At 71.2% G+C, this 15,057-nt stretch carries 12 protein-coding genes and 1 tRNA gene; 7 read left to right on the top strand and 6 right to left on the bottom strand.

Translation table 11 applies throughout. The annotated features are described in order from the left end of the window. Positions 1 to 173 precede the first annotated feature (173 nt). Positions 174 to 1,196, bottom strand: coding sequence for an alpha/beta hydrolase (locus tag QR78_RS00005; protein WP_048425426.1), 1,023 nt, complete (start codon positions 1,194 to 1,196; stop codon positions 174 to 176). Positions 1,197 to 1,425: 229 nt separating this feature from the next. Here QR78_RS00005 and meaB point away from each other — a divergent pair, with 229 nt between their 5' ends. Then, positions 1,426 to 2,403, top strand: a complete 978-nt coding sequence (meaB, locus tag QR78_RS00010) for a methylmalonyl Co-A mutase-associated GTPase MeaB (RefSeq protein ID WP_048425427.1) — start codon at positions 1,426 to 1,428, stop codon at positions 2,401 to 2,403. 1 nt (position 2,404) lies between these two features. Here meaB and QR78_RS00015 read toward each other — a convergent pair whose 3' ends face one another. Continuing rightward, on the bottom strand, positions 2,405 to 3,010 hold the full coding sequence (locus tag QR78_RS00015; protein WP_048425468.1) for an NAD(P)-dependent oxidoreductase: 606 nt from the start codon (positions 3,008 to 3,010) through the stop codon (positions 2,405 to 2,407). Between the two features lie 165 nt (positions 3,011 to 3,175). Between QR78_RS00015 and QR78_RS00020 the strand changes: the two genes are divergently transcribed. Further along, positions 3,176 to 3,514 carry a winged helix-turn-helix transcriptional regulator gene (locus QR78_RS00020; protein WP_244276578.1) on the top strand — a complete coding sequence of 113 codons (339 nt, stop codon included), beginning with the start codon at positions 3,176 to 3,178 and terminating at the stop codon, positions 3,512 to 3,514. Between the two features lie 156 nt (positions 3,515 to 3,670). Here QR78_RS00020 and QR78_RS35380 read toward each other — a convergent pair whose 3' ends face one another. Beyond that, on the bottom strand, positions 3,671 to 3,844 hold the full coding sequence (locus tag QR78_RS35380; protein WP_165602011.1) for a hypothetical protein: 174 nt from the start codon (positions 3,842 to 3,844) through the stop codon (positions 3,671 to 3,673). A gap of 139 nt (positions 3,845 to 3,983) precedes the next feature. Between QR78_RS35380 and QR78_RS00025 the strand changes: the two genes are divergently transcribed. The 4 genes from QR78_RS00025 to QR78_RS00040 all read left to right on the top strand — a co-directional run bounded on the left by QR78_RS00025 (position 3,984) and on the right by QR78_RS00040 (position 9,537). Next, positions 3,984 to 4,625 carry a TetR/AcrR family transcriptional regulator gene (locus QR78_RS00025; protein WP_048425428.1) on the top strand — a complete coding sequence of 214 codons (642 nt, stop codon included), beginning with the start codon at positions 3,984 to 3,986 and terminating at the stop codon, positions 4,623 to 4,625. After that, complete coding sequence (locus QR78_RS00030; RefSeq protein WP_048425429.1) at positions 4,622 to 5,863, top strand: efflux RND transporter periplasmic adaptor subunit; 1,242 nt, start codon at positions 4,622 to 4,624, stop codon at positions 5,861 to 5,863. Before QR78_RS00025 ends, QR78_RS00030 begins: the two co-directional genes overlap by 4 nt. A gap of 104 nt (positions 5,864 to 5,967) precedes the next feature. Next, positions 5,968 to 9,069, top strand: coding sequence for an efflux RND transporter permease subunit (locus tag QR78_RS00035; RefSeq protein WP_048425430.1), 3,102 nt, complete (start codon positions 5,968 to 5,970; stop codon positions 9,067 to 9,069). A gap of 264 nt (positions 9,070 to 9,333) precedes the next feature. Then, positions 9,334 to 9,537 carry a hypothetical protein gene (locus tag QR78_RS00040; RefSeq protein ID WP_048425431.1) on the top strand — a complete coding sequence of 68 codons (204 nt, stop codon included), beginning with the start codon at positions 9,334 to 9,336 and terminating at the stop codon, positions 9,535 to 9,537. Between the two features lie 519 nt (positions 9,538 to 10,056). On the opposite strand, the gene trpE is transcribed toward QR78_RS00040, so the two are convergent. Together trpE and QR78_RS00050 are read right to left on the bottom strand one after the other, a co-directional pair. Then, complete coding sequence (gene trpE / locus QR78_RS00045) at positions 10,057 to 11,571, bottom strand: anthranilate synthase component I (protein ID WP_048425432.1); 1,515 nt, start codon at positions 11,569 to 11,571, stop codon at positions 10,057 to 10,059. 4 nt (positions 11,572 to 11,575) lie between these two features. Beyond that, positions 11,576 to 13,480 carry a peptidylprolyl isomerase gene (locus QR78_RS00050; RefSeq protein ID WP_048425433.1) on the bottom strand — a complete coding sequence of 635 codons (1,905 nt, stop codon included), beginning with the start codon at positions 13,478 to 13,480 and terminating at the stop codon, positions 11,576 to 11,578. Positions 13,481 to 13,676: 196 nt separating this feature from the next. Here QR78_RS00050 and tpiA point away from each other — a divergent pair, with 196 nt between their 5' ends. Beyond that, a complete protein-coding gene (tpiA, locus tag QR78_RS00055) occupies positions 13,677 to 14,438 on the top strand; it encodes a triose-phosphate isomerase (protein ID WP_048425434.1) in 762 nt (253 codons plus the stop codon). 336 nt (positions 14,439 to 14,774) lie between these two features. Here the strand turns inward: tpiA and QR78_RS00060 are convergent. Beyond that, a tRNA-Val gene (locus QR78_RS00060) sits at positions 14,775 to 14,850 on the bottom strand. Positions 14,851 to 15,057: the final 207 nt, after the last annotated feature.

Below are 15,057 nucleotides of genomic sequence, written 5' to 3' on the forward strand. Positions count from 1 at the left end.
TCCGGAAAAGGGATTGGTTTGCAATGGGTCATTGCAATGGGTCATGGAGCCTGGCTGCACGGTTCCCGGCCAGGGTCGTGTACCGTGGGCAGGCCAACGCTTCGCCCGCTTAGGTTCTTGTTTTGTCGCCGATTTTCAGCGCCGAACCGGCATCCACTTCGTCGGAAAATGCTCTAGCGCCCGTCCGCCCGCGCCACCGCCCGCTTGATCACCTGCTGCACCTCGACGTTCGACAGGAAGAGGTCGTGGTTGATGAGGCCGCTGCCGTAATCGGACGCGTCGGCGACGCGCACGCCGAGCGCCTCGAGGCGGCTGCGGTCGGCGGCACCCGCCCGCGTCACGCCGCCCGCGATGGTGCTGGAGAGTTCGAGCGCCCGGTCGTTCGTCGAGGAGATCACCGTGATCTTCTGCGCCGCGGTGCCGAGGCGCTCGATGCCGTTGGTGAAGAGGTCGATGTCGATGTCGGGGGCGGCGAGCACGATGGCGCCGATCCGGTCGAGGGCGGCCTCGCCGGCATCGGCCCGCAGCATGCGCAGGGTCTCGAGGGTGAGGAGCGTCCCCATCGAGTGGGCGACGATGTGGATCCGCCCGCCCTGCGAGGTAGCGAGCGCCCGCAACAGATCCTCGAAGGCGTCGCGCGACCACAGGGCGCTCTCGCGGTCGTAGCCGTAATCGAAGGTCTTGCCGGCCGACGGCCAGGTGAACAGGCCTGACACGCCGCGGAAGCGGATGCCGTCGGAGAGCTGCGCCGCGCTGACCGCCGCGGTCTCGAACGATTCGCGGTAGCCGTGGACGTAGAGCAGAACGTCGCGCCCGAGCGCCGCCTCCGCGAAGGCGGTGGCGGCTTCCGGCCCGGTGACCACCCGGGGCGCGGCGGCGATGCGCCAGTCGCCGGTGACCACCGACGAGACCTTGCCGATCAGCGACCGGTCGGGGACCGTGAGCCGCACGGTCGCGAAGGAGAGGCCGCGGCCGCGCTGGTCGGTGAAGTAGGGCGGGCGCCCGGCCGGGTCGGCGGGGCGGCGGGTCGTGGCGACGAGGAGCACCGGGCTCACGTCGAGGGCGGATTGCTTCTCGGGGCCCGGGGAATCGCCGAGCAGCCCGTCGCCGAAGCAGCCGCCCAGCGACAGGCTGGCGAGGGCGGAGAGGCCGAGGCGGGCGAAGCCCCGGCGCGTCGGCGCGGCAGTCGTGGTCATGGCGTCCTACTCGGGGCGTCCCGCTCGGGGCCGGCGTCGCGCCGGCTGTGCCCCGGCATTCAGGCCGAGGATGCGGCATGATCGTGGCCGTGGCGCGTCGCGCTGGGGACGACCGTGGGGAAGGGCCCGGGCAGGGTCCGGCCTGTTGCCCGAAGGTTACGCTTCCCCGGCCTTTCGTCCACAGCCCGGGCCCTCGACGGAGACCCGGCGAGGCGGCAGAAAGGTCGCCATGACCGTCCCGGCCCCCGACCTCGCCCAGCTGCTCTCCGGCAACCGCGCCGCACTTGCCCGCGCCATCACGCTGGTCGAGTCCAAGCGGGCCGACCACCGCGCCGCCGCCCGCGAGCTGCTCGACGCCGCCCTGCCGCATGCCGGAAAGGCGGTGCGGGTCGGCATCACCGGCGTGCCCGGCGTGGGCAAGTCCACCACCATCGACGCGCTCGGCGCCGCCCTGACCGCGCGGGGCCACAAGGTCGCGGTGCTCGCCGTCGATCCGAGCTCGTCGCGCACCGGCGGCTCGATCCTCGGCGACAAGACCCGGATGGCGCGGCTCGCGGTCGATCCCAACGCCTTCATCCGGCCCTCGCCCTCGTCGGGCACGCTCGGGGGCGTCGCCGCCAAGACCCGCGAGACGATGCTGCTGTGCGAGGCCGCCGGGTTCGACGTCGTGCTGGTCGAGACCGTGGGCGTCGGCCAGTCCGAGACCGCGGTCGCCGACCTCACCGACTTCTTCCTCGTCCTGATGCTGCCCGGCGCCGGCGACGAATTGCAGGGCATCAAGAAGGGCATCCTCGAACTCGCCGACATGATCGCGGTCAACAAGGCCGACGGCGAGGAGGGGATGCGGCGCGCCATGGCGGCGGCGGCCGAGTACCGCGCCGCGCTCCACATCCTGACCCCGGCGAGCGCCACCTGGTCGCCGCCGGTCGCCACGATCTCGGGGCTCGCCGGCCAGGGCCTCGACGCCCTGTGGGACGCGGTGCTCGACCATCGCCGGAAGCTCACCGCCACGGGCGAGATCGCCGCCAAGCGCCGGGACCAGGACGTGAAGTGGATGTGGGCGCTCGTCCACGAGCGGCTGCACCAGCGCCTCACCGGCAGCGCCGAGGTGCGCAAGACCACGGCGGAGGCCGAGCGGAGGGTGGCGGCGGGCGAGCGCTCGCCCGCGGCCGGCGCCGACCTGATCGCCGAGCTGATCGGCCTGTAGCTCAGTAACCGACGGTGAAGCGTCGGCGGAGATGCGCCGGGCGCTCGATCTCGTCGACGAGGGCGACGGCGTAATCCTCGTAGGAGATGCGGCTGCCCCCCTCGCCGACGAGGAGCGCGTCGCCCCCGAGGCGGAACCGGCCGGTGCGCTCGCCCGGCTCGATCAGCGCCGAGGGCGACAGGAAGGTCCAGTCGAGGTCGTCTACTTGGCGCAACGCGTCGAGGAAGGCCGCGCCCTTCAGGGCCTCCGCCTTGTAGGCGGCCGGAAAGTCGGGCTGGTCGATCAGCCGCCGCCCCGGTGCCACCTCGAGCGAGCCGGCGCCGCCGACCACGAGGTAGCGCCTCACGCCCGAGCCCCTCACGATCCCGATCAGGGCCGCCGGATCGGTGTCGGCGAAGCGCAGCGCGCTCACCACGGCGTCGTGCCCGGCGAGAAGCCGGCTCAGGGCCGCCGGATCGCGCACGTCGCCCGCCGCCGGCGCGACCTGCGGCGAGGCCGCGCCCGGATGGCGGCTGATCGCGGTGACGGCGTGGCCCCGCGACGCTAGCTCGGCGACGAGACGCGCGCCGACGTTCCCGGTCGCGCCGATGACGGCAACCTTGGTCATGGTATTCTCTTGGTTCAATTTCGCGATCTGGTCACTGTTCGAGACCATCGACAGAGCTAGGCCCGTCATACGATCCGCGCAAGACGTCACCGCCGCGCGACCAGGTCATCGCGCAGTGACCATGGAGAAGAAACAGTGCTCGACGATTTGAAGTCAGGCGAAACCTTGGATCAGGCCTGCCCGATCCGCGACGTGCTCGACCGGATCGGCGACCAGTGGAGCCTGCTCGTCCTGGCCACATTGGCACCGGGGGTGAAGCGGTTCAGCCAGATCGAGCGGGAGATCGGCGACGTGTCGAAGCAGATGCTGTCGAAGACCCTGCGCCGGCTGGAGCAGGACGGCTTCGTGGCGCGCGAGGTCCACGCCGAGGTCCCGCCCCGCGTCGAGTACCGGCTGACCCCACTTGGGCACTCGTTCCTGGAGCCGATGCGCGGGCTGATCCGCTGGGCCGAGGCGAACCAGGGGGCGATCCTGGCGGCGCGAGGGCGGGCAGCGACCGCCTGACGCCGCCGGTCGGCGGAAACACCGCCGGATGCCCGGAGAAAGCCGCGATCGTCCGGCAACGTCTTGTTAACCAAACTTCGCGAAAATCCTGGGCATAAAAAAAGGCCGGGACGAATCCCGGCCTCCCGCAAGGGGTCTCAGAGGTCCGAGACCGGCTCAGCCCAGGTTGAGCCGGTCGACCTTGGTGCCGCGCAGCGATTCGGGGATCGCCGAGAAGTCGCTGTAACCGGCCTCGCGCGCCATGGCGTCGAGGGCCTGCTGCTCGTCGGCGGCGCCGCCGGTCCAGAGAATCGCCCCGGTCTCGGCCTGCCTGACCTGGAAGATGGCCATCGCGCAATTCCTTCCCTCGATGACTGGTATTCGAACCGTCAACGCGGACCGGGCCGCAGAAGTTGCAGCCGCTCGGCCATTGCGGAATGTCAGGCCTTGGGTGTAGAGAATGAACGTTCATTCTCACCTGTGAGCCCGCGTGCCGCCCTCCCAGAGTCCCGCCCGCCTCGATTCGGCCGAGGAGCGCCGCACCCGCATCCTCGATGCGGCGGAGGCCTGCTTCGTCCGCCACGGCTTCCATCGCGCGACGATGCACGACGTGGCGGCGGAGGCCGGGATGAGCCCCGGCAACCTCTACCGCTACTTCCCGTCGAAGGACGCGATCGTCGCCGGCCTCGCCGAGCGCGACCGCGCGGCGGTGGCGGAGGACTTTTCCGGCATCGAGGCCGCCCCCGACCTGATGCAGGCCTTCACCGGCCTCGCCCGCCGCCACCTCGCGGAAGCGCCGGCCGAGAAGGCGGTGCTCTGCCTGGAGATGTGGGCCGAGGCGACCCGCAACCCCGCCATGGCGGCGATCTGCCGGGATTTCGAGCGCGAGATCGCGGGGCGCCTGTCCGGCCTCTACCGTCAGGCGCAGGCCCGCGCCCCGCAGCCCGCTCCCGGAGCCGACCCGGAGGCGCTCGCCCGCCTCGCCATGGTGATGGCCGACGGCATCATGGTGCGGCGCGCCCTCTCGCCCGATTTCGCCACCGGCCCCGTCATCGACGCCATGCTGACCGTGATCGGCGCGGCGCTCGACGGCCGCTTCGACCCGACGACTTTTCCGGAATCCGACCGATGACCCGCCCCCGTCGCCGCGCCGGCATTCCGGCCCTCACCTTCGCCGCGACCCTTGCCGCTGCTCTGCCGGCTGCCGCTCTCCCGGCCATGGCCGCCGAGACGGCGCCGCCGGCGGCCCCCATCGTCGCGGCGGCACCCGCGCCCGCCGTCACCGTCGCGGTGGCGGCCGAGCGCGAGATCGTCGAGCGCGCGGTCGTCACCGGGACCCTCGTGCCCCGCGACGAGATCCTGGTCTCGCCGGAGATCGAGGGCTGCCGCATCACCGAATTGCTGGTGGAGGAGGGGGACCGGGTCGCCAAGGGTGCGGTGCTGGCGCGGCTCTCGCGCGAGATGATCGACACCCAGCTCGCCCAGAACGCCGCCGCCATCGCCCGGGCCGAGGGCGCGGTGGCGCAGGCGCGCAGCACCATCGTGCAGGCGGAGGCCGCGCAGACCGAGGCCGCCCTGTCCTTCGAGCGCGCCCAGTCGCTGATGAAGACCGGCAACGGCACCGCGGCGGTACTGGAGCAGCGGGAATCCGCCGCCAAGGGAGCGGACGGCCGGCTCTCGGCCGCGCGCAACGGGCTCGCCATCGCGCAGGCCGATCTCGCCCAGGCCCGCGCGCAGAGGGCCGAGCTCGACCTGAAGCTCGCCCGCACCGAGATCCGCGCGCCGGAGGGGGGCATCGTCAGCCGCCGCACCGCCCGGGTCGGCGCCACGGCGAGCGCCTCGGGCGAGCCGCTCTTCCGGCTGATCGCCCGCGGCGAGATCGAGCTCGAGGGCGAGGTGCCGGAGACCGGGCTGGCGCGCCTGCGCGCCGGTGCCCCGGCGAGCCTCGACCTCGACACCCCGGACGGGCCGGTCTCGGTGTCGGGGCGCGTCCGGGTGGTCTATCCGGAGATCGACCGGGCGACCCGCCTCGGCAAGGTCCGCATCAAGCTCGACGCCGATCCGCGCCTGCGCATCGGCGCCTTTGCCCGCGGCGCCGTCGAGGCGGCGCGCCGCACCGGCGTCGCCGTGCCGCTCGCCTCGGTGGTCTACGGCCCGTCCGGCCCGACCGTGCTGGTGGTCTCGGGCGAGCGGGTCGAGTTGCGCTCGATCCGCACCGGCCTGTCGGCCGGCGGCTTCATCGAGGCCCGCGACGGGGTCAAGGCTGGGGACGCCGTGGTCGCCCGGGCCGGCAGCTTCCTGCGCGACGGCGACCGGGTGCGGCCGATCTACCCCGCGATGCCGGCAACCGCCGAGGCCGGACGTCCCTGACGCCCGCTTCTCGCTTCTCCCGCGTCCCCGACGCCCTCGACCTGCTTCTCCGGCGTCCCTGACGCCCGCCTCGTCCGCCTTCCTCTCCTGACCGGGTCCGCTCGATGCGCCTGAACGTCTCCGCCTGGGCGATCCGCAAGCCGATCCCCTCGATCGTGCTCTTCCTGGTGCTCGGGCTGCTCGGCCTCGTGAGCTTCCGCAGCCTGCCGATCACCCGTTTCCCCAACATCGACATCCCGATCGTCTCGGTGACGGTGACGCAGGCCGGCGCCGCGCCGAGCGAATTGCAGACCCAGGTCACCAAGTGGGTCGAGGACGCGGTGGCGGGGGTGAAGGGCGTCAAGCACATCATCTCGTCGATCACCGAGGGCACCTCGACGACGACGATCGAGTTCCGCCTGGAGGTGAACACCGATCGCGCCGTCAACGACGTCAAGGACGCGATCGCCAAGGTCCGGATGAACCTGCCGCGGACGATCGACGAACCGATCATCGCCCGGGTCGAGATCGCCGGCCTGCCGATCATGGTCTACGGGGCGTCGGCGCCCGCGATGACGCCCGAGGACCTGTCGTGGTTCGTCGACGACGTGGTGGCGCGCCAGATCCAGGGCCTGCGCGGCGTCGGCGGCGTCGAGCGCTTAGGGGGCGTCGCCCGCGAGGTCCGCGTCACCCTGAAGCCCGACCGGCTGCTGGCGCTCGGCATCACGGCGGCCGACGTGAACCGGCAGTTGCGGCTGACCTCTGCCGACATGGCCGGCGGCCGGGCCGAGGTCGGCGGCCAGGAGCAGTCGATCCGGACGCTCGCCGCCTCGTCGAGCCTCGACACCCTGGCGGCGACCTCGATCGTCCTGCCGGGTGGCCGCAAGGTGCGCCTCGACGACCTCGCGACGCTCAGCGACGGGGCCGAGGAGCCCCGCACCTTCGCCCGCCTCAACGGCCAGCCGGTCGTCGCCTTCGCGATCTCGCGGGCGAGCGGCGCCTCCGACGCCTCGGTGGGCGAGGTGGTGTCGAAGAAGATCGAGGATCTCGGCAAGGAATATCCGGGCGTCCGCTTCGACCGGATCGATTCGTCGGTCACCAACACCATCGGCAACTACGAATCCGCCATGCACAGCCTGATGGAGGGCGCAGGCCTCGCGGTGCTGGTGGTGTTCCTGTTCCTGCGCGACTGGCGTGCGACGCTGATCGCGGCCGTCGCGCTGCCGCTCTCGGTCTTTCCGACCTTCTGGGCGATGAGCGCGATGGGCTTCTCGCTCAACGCGGTGAGTCTTCTCGCCATCACCCTCGTCACCGGCATCCTGGTCGACGACGCGATCGTGGAGATCGAGAACATCGTTCGCCACATGCGGATGGGCAAGTCGCCCTACCGCGCGGCGATCGAGGGCGCCGACGAGATCGGGCTCGCCGTCATCGCCATCACGGCGACGCTGATCGCGATCTTCGCCCCCGTCTCGTTCATGGGCGGCATCGCCGGGCAGTACTTCAAGCAGTTCGGCCTCACCATCGCGGCGGCCGTCTTCATGTCGCTCCTGGTGGCCCGCCTCATCACCCCGATGATGGCGGCCTATTTCCTGCGCGACCACGGCCACCACGAGGAGCGCGAGGGGCCGGTGATGCGGGTCTACAACCGCCTCGTCCTGTGGTCGGTGCGGCACAAATACGTGACGCTGGTGGTCGGCCTGGCGCTGTTTGCCGCCTCCATCCTGTCCACCAGCCTGCTGCCGGCGGGCTTCCTGCCCAAGGAGGACGCGGCCCGCACCCTGATGGTGGTGGAGCTGCCCCCGGGCGCACGCCTCGACGACACGATCGCGGTCACCGACCGGATCGCAGCACGCATCCGCACCCTGCCCGAGGTCCGTTCGGTCTTCGTCGACGGCGGCCGCCAGCTGCCGGGCAAGAAGGAGGTGCGACTCGCCACCTTCACCATCAACCTGACGCCGAAGAACGCCCGCGCCCGCAAGCAGGCCGACGTCGAGGCGGCGATCATGGACCTGATGCGCGACGAGGCGGACGTACGCTACTGGTCGCTGCGCGAGGGCGGCCAGCGCGACTTCACCCTCATCGTCGCGGGTGGCGACACCGCCCAGGTGACCGAGGTGGCGGACAAGATGCAGCGCGAGGTCGCGGCCCTGCCCAACCTCGTCAACGTGATGTCGACCGCCCCCCTCGACCGCACCGAGGTCCGCATCCGCCCGAAAGCCGGCGTCGCCGCCGATCTCGGCGTCTCGACCGACACCATCGCCGAGACGGTGCGCGTCGGGACGATCGGCGACATCGGCCAGAACCTCGCCAAGTTCAACGCCACCGACCGGCAGATCCCGATCCGGGTGCAGCTGCCGACGGCCTTGCGCGGCGACCTCTCGGCGCTGGAAAGCCTGAAGGTGCCGGCGAAGAACGGCACCTCCGTGCCGCTCGCCGCGGTGGCCGATATCAGCCTCGGCCGCGGACCCACCGCGATCGACCGCTACGACCGCGCGGTGCGCGTCGCGCTGGAGGCCAACATGCAGGGCTCGGACGCGCTCGGCGAGCAGATCAAGCTCGCGATGAACACCCCCACCGCCCGCAACCTGCCGCCCGGCATCTCGTTGCGCCAGACCGGCGATGCCGAGGTGATGGGCGAGGTGTTCGAGGGCTTCGCCATGGCGATGGGCGCCGGCCTGATGATGGTGCTGGGCGTGCTGATCCTGCTCTTCGCCTCGTTCTTCCAGCCGCTGACCATCCTGTTCTCGCTGCCGCTCTCGATCGGCGGGGCGATCCTCGGCCTCCTGGTCTTCAACCGGCCGATCTCGATGCCGGTGGTGATCGGCATCCTGATGCTGATGGGCGTCGTGACGAAGAACGCCATCATGCTGGTCGATTTCGCCGTCGAGGAAATGGCCCGCGGCGTCGATCGCGTCACCGCCATCACCCAGGCCGGCGCCAAGCGCGCCCGGCCGATCGTGATGACGACGATCGCCATGGCGGCCGGCATGGTGCCGAGCGCGATGGCCTTCGGCATCGGCGGCGAGTTCCGCTCGCCGATGGCGATCGCCGTGATCTCGGGCCTGATCGTCTCGACCCTGCTGTCGCTGCTTTTCGTGCCGGCGATCTTCCTCCTGATGGACGATCTCTCGCGCCTGATGGGCCGGCTGTTCGGCCGCTTCGTCGGCGCGGTGGACGAGCCGCCGGGGCACGAGGGAGCGCATCGGCCGGCGGCGGCGGAGTAGGGGAGGCGGGCGCCGCAGTTCCGCACGGGACCGACGCATCTCCTGGGACGGGCGAGGGGCGTGCGACGGGTTTCCGCCAACCCACGCAACGCCTCTGTCACCATCGCGCGTCGTGGATGCGGTGACCGAACGCCTGCTCGCCTCGGGCGGTCGGGCGGTCCGCCATGCGTGAGACGCCCGACGTGTCCTCATCATGGACCAATTGTCATGAAACCGCGCCGATATATCGGCTGTTGATCGGCAACTGACCATGAGGAAGAGGCCATGATCAAGCCGCTGCTATCCGCCACACTCTGCGCCGCGTGCCTTATGTCCGCGACGCCGGTCTTCGCTGCCGAGAATACCATCCCGCAGGGCAAGCGGGACGAGATGTCTCAAAAATACACCGAGCACCAGATCAAGCAGCAGAACAAAGAGAACCGGGAGGCCAATCGCAACGTCGACAGCCTCATCACCAACCGGAAGTAAGTCGCAGCGATGGTCCCTCGCGGGATTTGACATCCGTCAATGTCATCCCGGGGCCGCGCTGCGGAACCCGGGATCCCACGGTACACGACACTGGCCGAGAACCGTGCAGCCAGGCTCCATGACCCATTGCAAACCAACCCCTTTTCCGGACGACTGAAGCGAAGCGGAAGGAGATCCGGAATCCAGCACGAAAAGCCGCGAAGCGTCTCATTGTCTGCGACGGTGCAACAGGTTGAGCCGCTTCGCGGCATGTCCTCTGCTGGATCCCGGATCTCCTTCCGCTGACGCTCCAGTCGTCCGGGAAAGGGGGTGGAACGCCCGCGTGGTGGCCTCCACTTTCTTCAATGTCGTGTACCGTGCCGGGATCCATAACCGCCGAGGCTTCGGCATGACGCGGAACGCGCTCTGCCGGACCCTGCACCGTCAGCATTGATGGATCCCGAGTTCTCGCCGCGCGAGCCCCGGGATGACCTTCGGGATCGATGGGCCATCAGGGTGACGCGTGCGGGAGCGAACCCGCTACTGGCCCCGCCGTGCCTGCGCGGCGAAGCGCACCGCCTCCTCGGCCGCTCGGAACTGCGCCTTGGCCTTGTTGATGCATTCCTGCTGCTCGGAGGCCGGATCGGAATCGTGCACGATGCCGGCTCCGGCTTGAACGTGCATCCGGCCGTCCTTGACGATGGCGGTGCGCAGCACGATGCAGGTATCCATCTGGCCGTCGGCGCCGAAATAGCCGATGCAGCCGCCATAGGGCCCGCGCTTCTCGCGCTCCAGTTCGTCGATGATCTGCATCGCCCGCACCTTCGGGGCGCCCGAGACCGTGCCGGCGGGGAAGCCCGCGGCGAGCGCCGAGAGGGCGTCGTGCCGGGGATCGAGGCGGCCCTCGACGTTCGACACGATGTGCATGACCTGGCTGTAGAATTCGAGGAAGAACGAATCCGTCACCCGCACGCTGCCGATCTCGGCGACGCGGCCGACATCGTTGCGGCCGAGATCGAGCAGCATCAGGTGCTCGGAGCGCTCCTTGGGATCGGCCAGGAGCTCGTCGGCCAGCGCCTTGTCCTGCTCCGGCGTCGCGCCGCGGGGCCGCGTGCCGGCGATCGGCCGGATCGTCACCGCGCCGTCGCGCACCCGCACCAGGATCTCGGGCGAGGAGCAGACGATCTGGAAGCCGCCGAAATCGAGGTAGCACAGGAACGGCGCCGGGTTGACGCGGCGCAAAGCCCGGTAGAGCGCCAGGGCCGGCAGGCCGAACGGCGATTCGAAGCGCTGCGACAGCACCACCTGGAAGATGTCGCCGGCGGCGATGTACTCCTTGGCCCGCGCCACCATGGCGTGGAAGTCCTCGGGAGCGACGTTCGAGATCTGCGCCGGCGTCGGGATCTCGGCCGGGTTCTGCCGCGCCTCGACCGGCAACGGGCCCTCGAGCGCGTCGGCGGCCGCGTCGAGCCGGGCGAGCGCCCGCTCGTAGGCGGCCCTGGCCGAGAGGCCAGCGATCGGCCGGATCGGCGCCACGAGCGCGATCTCGTCGCGCACGGCGTCGAAGATCACCATCACGGTCGGGCGGACCAGGATCGCGTCCGGCACCCCGATCGGATCGGGATGGGCGGGGCCGAGCCGCTCCATCTCCCGCACCATGTCGTAGCCGAGATAGCCGAACAGGCCGGCCGCCATCGGGGGCAGGCCGGGCTCGGCCGGAATCGCGCTCTCGGCGATCAGCGCCCGCAGGCTGTCGAGGGGAGGGGCGTCCTCGGGCGCGAAGGCCGCGAGGTCGGGCGCCACGGCCCGTTCGGCCCTGCCGTCGGCGCAGCGCCAGGCGAGGTCGGGGTCGAGCCCGATCATCGAGTAGCGGCCGCGCACGGCGCCGCCCTCGACCGATTCGAGCAGGAAGGCCGCGCCGTCACGGCCGGCCTTCAGCTTCAGGAAGGCGGCGACCGGGGTCTCGAGATCCGCCACCAGGGTGGTGCGCAGAAGGACCGGCCGGCCCTCGGCATAGGCGGCGGCGGCAGCCTCGGGGGAGGGGGCGACCAGCACGGGATCAGTACTCGCCGCCGATGGCGCGCCGGAAGGCCGCCTCGTTGACCGAGATGCCGGCCTGCTTCTGCACGTCGGCGATGTACTCGGCCAGGATGTCGTCGGCGAGGGCCGTGCGGTACTGCTGCTCCACGGCGACCGCGCCGGCGGCGCTCGGCACGAAGGCCGGCACCGTGGCGCTCGTCACCCGAAAGACCACCCGGGCGGTGTCCTCGCCGGCGGCGGTGCCGGACTTGCCGACCGGCGTGGCGAAGATCCGGGCGACGCTCTCGGTCGACAGGCCGTCGCGGCCCCGGCCGCGGGCGAGATCGGTCACGGTCTTCGCCTCCTGGCCGAGGGACTTCGCGACCTCCTCGATCGCCTCGCCCTTGTCGAGCCGCTCGGTCGCCTCGCGGGCCTTGGCGGCGAGGCGGCGGGCGACCTCGTCGGCCTTCCACTGCGCCACCACGGCATCGCGGACCTCGGCCAGCGGCTTGTCGTGGGCCGGGTCGACCTTGGTCACGTCGTACCAGACGTAGCCGCCGGCACGGGTGCGCAGGGCCTCGTTGTCGGCCCCCATCTCGCTGCGGAAGATCGCCGCCAGCGTCGCATCCTTGTCGGGAATCGCCTCGACCGCCTTGCCCTGGGGATCGCGGCCCTGTGCGTCCACCGCCGGCACGCTGACGAGGGTGAGACCCTGCTCGCGGGCGATGTCGGCCAGCGGCTTGGCGCCGGCGCGCTGGTCCTCGATCGCGTCGTGGACCTTCTCGAGCCCGTCCCGGGCCTTGTCGAGGGCGACCTCGGCGCGGATCTCCCCCGCCACGTCCTCGAACGGCTTGCGGGCCGCCGGCTGCACCGCGGTCACGCGCAGCAACACCGTGCCGAACCGGCCCTTGACCGGCTCGCTCACCGTGTCCGGCTCGGCCGCGAAGGCGGCGTCGGCCACCGCCGGGTCGAACAGCTCGGACTTGGTGAAGGTGCCGAGATCCAGCGCCTTGGCGTCGAGGCCGCGCTCGGTGGCGACCTGATCGAAGGTGACCGCGCCGCTGCGGATCCGGGCGAGCGCCGCCGCCGCATCGGCGTCGTTCGGGAAGACGATCTGCTGGATCGTGCGCTTCTCGGGGGTGCCGAAGCGGGTCTTCTCGCTCTCGTAGCGGGCGCGGGCCTCGGGCTCGGTCACCGCGTCGGGCTTGGCGATGGTCGCCGGATCGAGGACCAGAAGGTTGACGCTGCGATATTCCGGCGCCCGGAACGCGCCCTTGCGCTCGTTGTAGAAGGTCGTGACCTGCTCGTCGGTCGGGGCCGGGATCTCGCCGGCAGCCGAATCCGGCAGGGTGAAGATGGCGGCGGCGCGCCGCTCCGAGGTGTAGCGGTGGATCGCCTCGCGGGCGGCGAGGGAGACCGGCAGCTCGGCGGTGATCGCGTCGGCGAGCTGGAGGCGGGCGGCGACCGCGCGCTGCTCCTGCACGAAGCCCTGCTCGGTCAGGCCGGCCTGCCGCAGGGTATCGCGGAAGGTGTTGACGTCGAAGGCGCCGTTCGGGCCCTTGAAGGCCGGCTCCTCCTGGATCAGCCGCACCACCGTCGAATCGGGGATGCGCAGCCCCAGATCCTTGGTCTTCTGATCGAGCGAGGCCTCGGTGATCAGCTGGGCCAGCACCTGACGGTCGAGGCCCAGCGCCTTGGCCTGATCCGGCGTGATCGGCCGGCGGCTCTGGCGCGAGAGGCGCTGGAGCTGGTTCTGGTAGGCGGTCCGCAGGGATTCGGCCGGGATCTGCGTGCTGCCCACCGTCGCGACCGCGTTGCTGCCGCCGCCGCGGAAGATGTCGCCGATGCCGAAGATGGCGAGGCCCGCGATCAGGAGGCCGAACACCACCGTCACCACGATCTTGCCGAGCCAGCTCTGGCTGGCGGCGCGGAACCCCTGGAGCATCGCGATCCTCAGAAAAACCCATGAGGGCGCCTGTCCGCGAGGCGGCGCCCGGTTCCGGCCGCGATACCGCATAAGCGCCGCAAGGCAAAGGGCGGGCCTCCCCGGACGTTTGCCGCTCGGCGGCGGACCTGTTACCCGGCAACGCTTGTCCAGGATCGACGAGGCTGGATCGCCTGTGCAGGATCGGGGGAGAGAGATGACGACCGAACGGCCGCGCCCGCTGGTGGCGGGAAACTGGAAGATGAACGGCCTCCAGGCCTCGCTCGCGGTCGCCGAGGCGGTTCGCGACGGCCTCGATGCCGGCCTCGCCGCGCGCATCGACGTGCTGGTCTGCCCGCCCGCGACCCTCGTCGGCGCGACCGCCGCCGCGCTGAAGGGCTCCCCGGTCCAGGTCGGCGGCCAGGATGTCCATGCCGAGGCGAACGGCGCCTATACGGGCAACGTCTCGGCCGAGATGCTGGCGGATCTGGGTGCGCGCTACACCATCGTCGGCCATTCCGAGCGCCGCGCCTACCACCGCGAGAGCGATGCCGACATCCGCGCCAAGGCGCTCGCCGCCCGCCGTGCCGGCCTCGTGGCCATCATCTGCGTCGGCGAGACCCGAGAGGAGCGCGAGGCCGGCCGCACCCTCGACATCGTGCGCGGCCAGCTCGCCGGCTCGCTGCCGGACGGCGCGACGGCCGCCGACACGGTGATCGCCTACGAGCCGGTCTGGGCGATCGGCACCGGGCTCACCCCGACGGTGGACGACGTGGCGCAGGTCCACGCCCTGATCCGGCGGGAGCTCGAAGGCCGGCTCGGCGCGGAGGGCGCCAGGATGCGGATCCTCTACGGCGGCTCGGTGAAACCCTCGAACGCCGCCGAACTGATGAGCGTGGCCAATGTCGACGGCGCGCTCGTCGGCGGCGCGAGCCTGAAGGCCGAGGACTTCTTGGGGATCGCGGCGGCGTATCGCTGAGGCGACGGCAAGACGATTCGTCGAGGCCCCCCTGCGAGGGGGTCTCGACCCATGACGATATCGAGGGCCCGTCGCGGCCCCGACACGTTCTTCTCGCATGGTGGTCCGTTCCGGCATGCACCAGCGGAGCCGCTGTCAGAAACGCGCCTCCGGATGAACGAGACGGCCGTCCTCACGCTCCCGGACGCACCTGGAGGAATCCCGGCGAGCCTTCAGCGCGCGACGCTCCGCTGCACGACACGGATGATTTCGGAACGCCTCGGCGCGTCGCGCTGACGGGCGACACCGGTTTGGCGCGCCCGAACGCGAGGCGGGCGCGACGGGCTACGAAGCCCCTGGTGGGCGGTGACGGGCTCGAACCGCCGACCCTCTCGGTGTAAACGAGATGCTCTACCAACTGAGCTAACCGCCCGGGTGCCGGCATCGTTAAGGGGCTCGGGCCGCGAGTGCAAGACGCCGAGGCCAAGATGCTGCTGCCAGCCTAATGCTGCTGCCAGCTTGCTCCGGACCGGACTCTGCACGGAGCGAGCTCCGGCAGGGAACGAGGCCCTGCACGCCGGAGCTAGCGAGGCGTTTTGCGGATGCGACGCGGGCCGCGGGTGGTGGCCCGCCGACGCGC

Source organism: Methylobacterium indicum (assembly GCF_001043895.1).
Taxonomy (GTDB): domain Bacteria; phylum Pseudomonadota; class Alphaproteobacteria; order Rhizobiales; family Beijerinckiaceae; genus Methylobacterium; species Methylobacterium indicum.

Bases quoted from the DNA above. Each gene is read 5' to 3' on its own strand.
- QR78_RS00030 (WP_048425429.1), top strand. From the start codon at position 4,622: ATGACCCGCCCCCGTCGCCGCGCCGGCATTCCGGCCCTCACCTTCGCC.
- QR78_RS00015 (WP_048425468.1), bottom strand. From the start codon at position 3,010: ATGACCAAGGTTGCCGTCATCGGCGCGACCGGGAACGTCGGCGCGCGT.
- QR78_RS00035 (WP_048425430.1), top strand. From the start codon at position 5,968: ATGCGCCTGAACGTCTCCGCCTGGGCGATCCGCAAGCCGATCCCCTCG.
- tpiA (WP_048425434.1), top strand. From the start codon at position 13,677: ATGACGACCGAACGGCCGCGCCCGCTGGTGGCGGGAAACTGGAAGATG.
- QR78_RS00050 (WP_048425433.1), bottom strand. From the start codon at position 13,480: ATGCTCCAGGGGTTCCGCGCCGCCAGCCAGAGCTGGCTCGGCAAGATC.
- meaB (WP_048425427.1), top strand. From the start codon at position 1,426: ATGACCGTCCCGGCCCCCGACCTCGCCCAGCTGCTCTCCGGCAACCGC.
- QR78_RS00040 (WP_048425431.1), top strand. From the start codon at position 9,334: ATGATCAAGCCGCTGCTATCCGCCACACTCTGCGCCGCGTGCCTTATG.
- QR78_RS00005 (WP_048425426.1), bottom strand. From the start codon at position 1,196: ATGACCACGACTGCCGCGCCGACGCGCCGGGGCTTCGCCCGCCTCGGC.
- QR78_RS35380 (WP_165602011.1), bottom strand. From the start codon at position 3,844: ATGGCCATCTTCCAGGTCAGGCAGGCCGAGACCGGGGCGATTCTCTGG.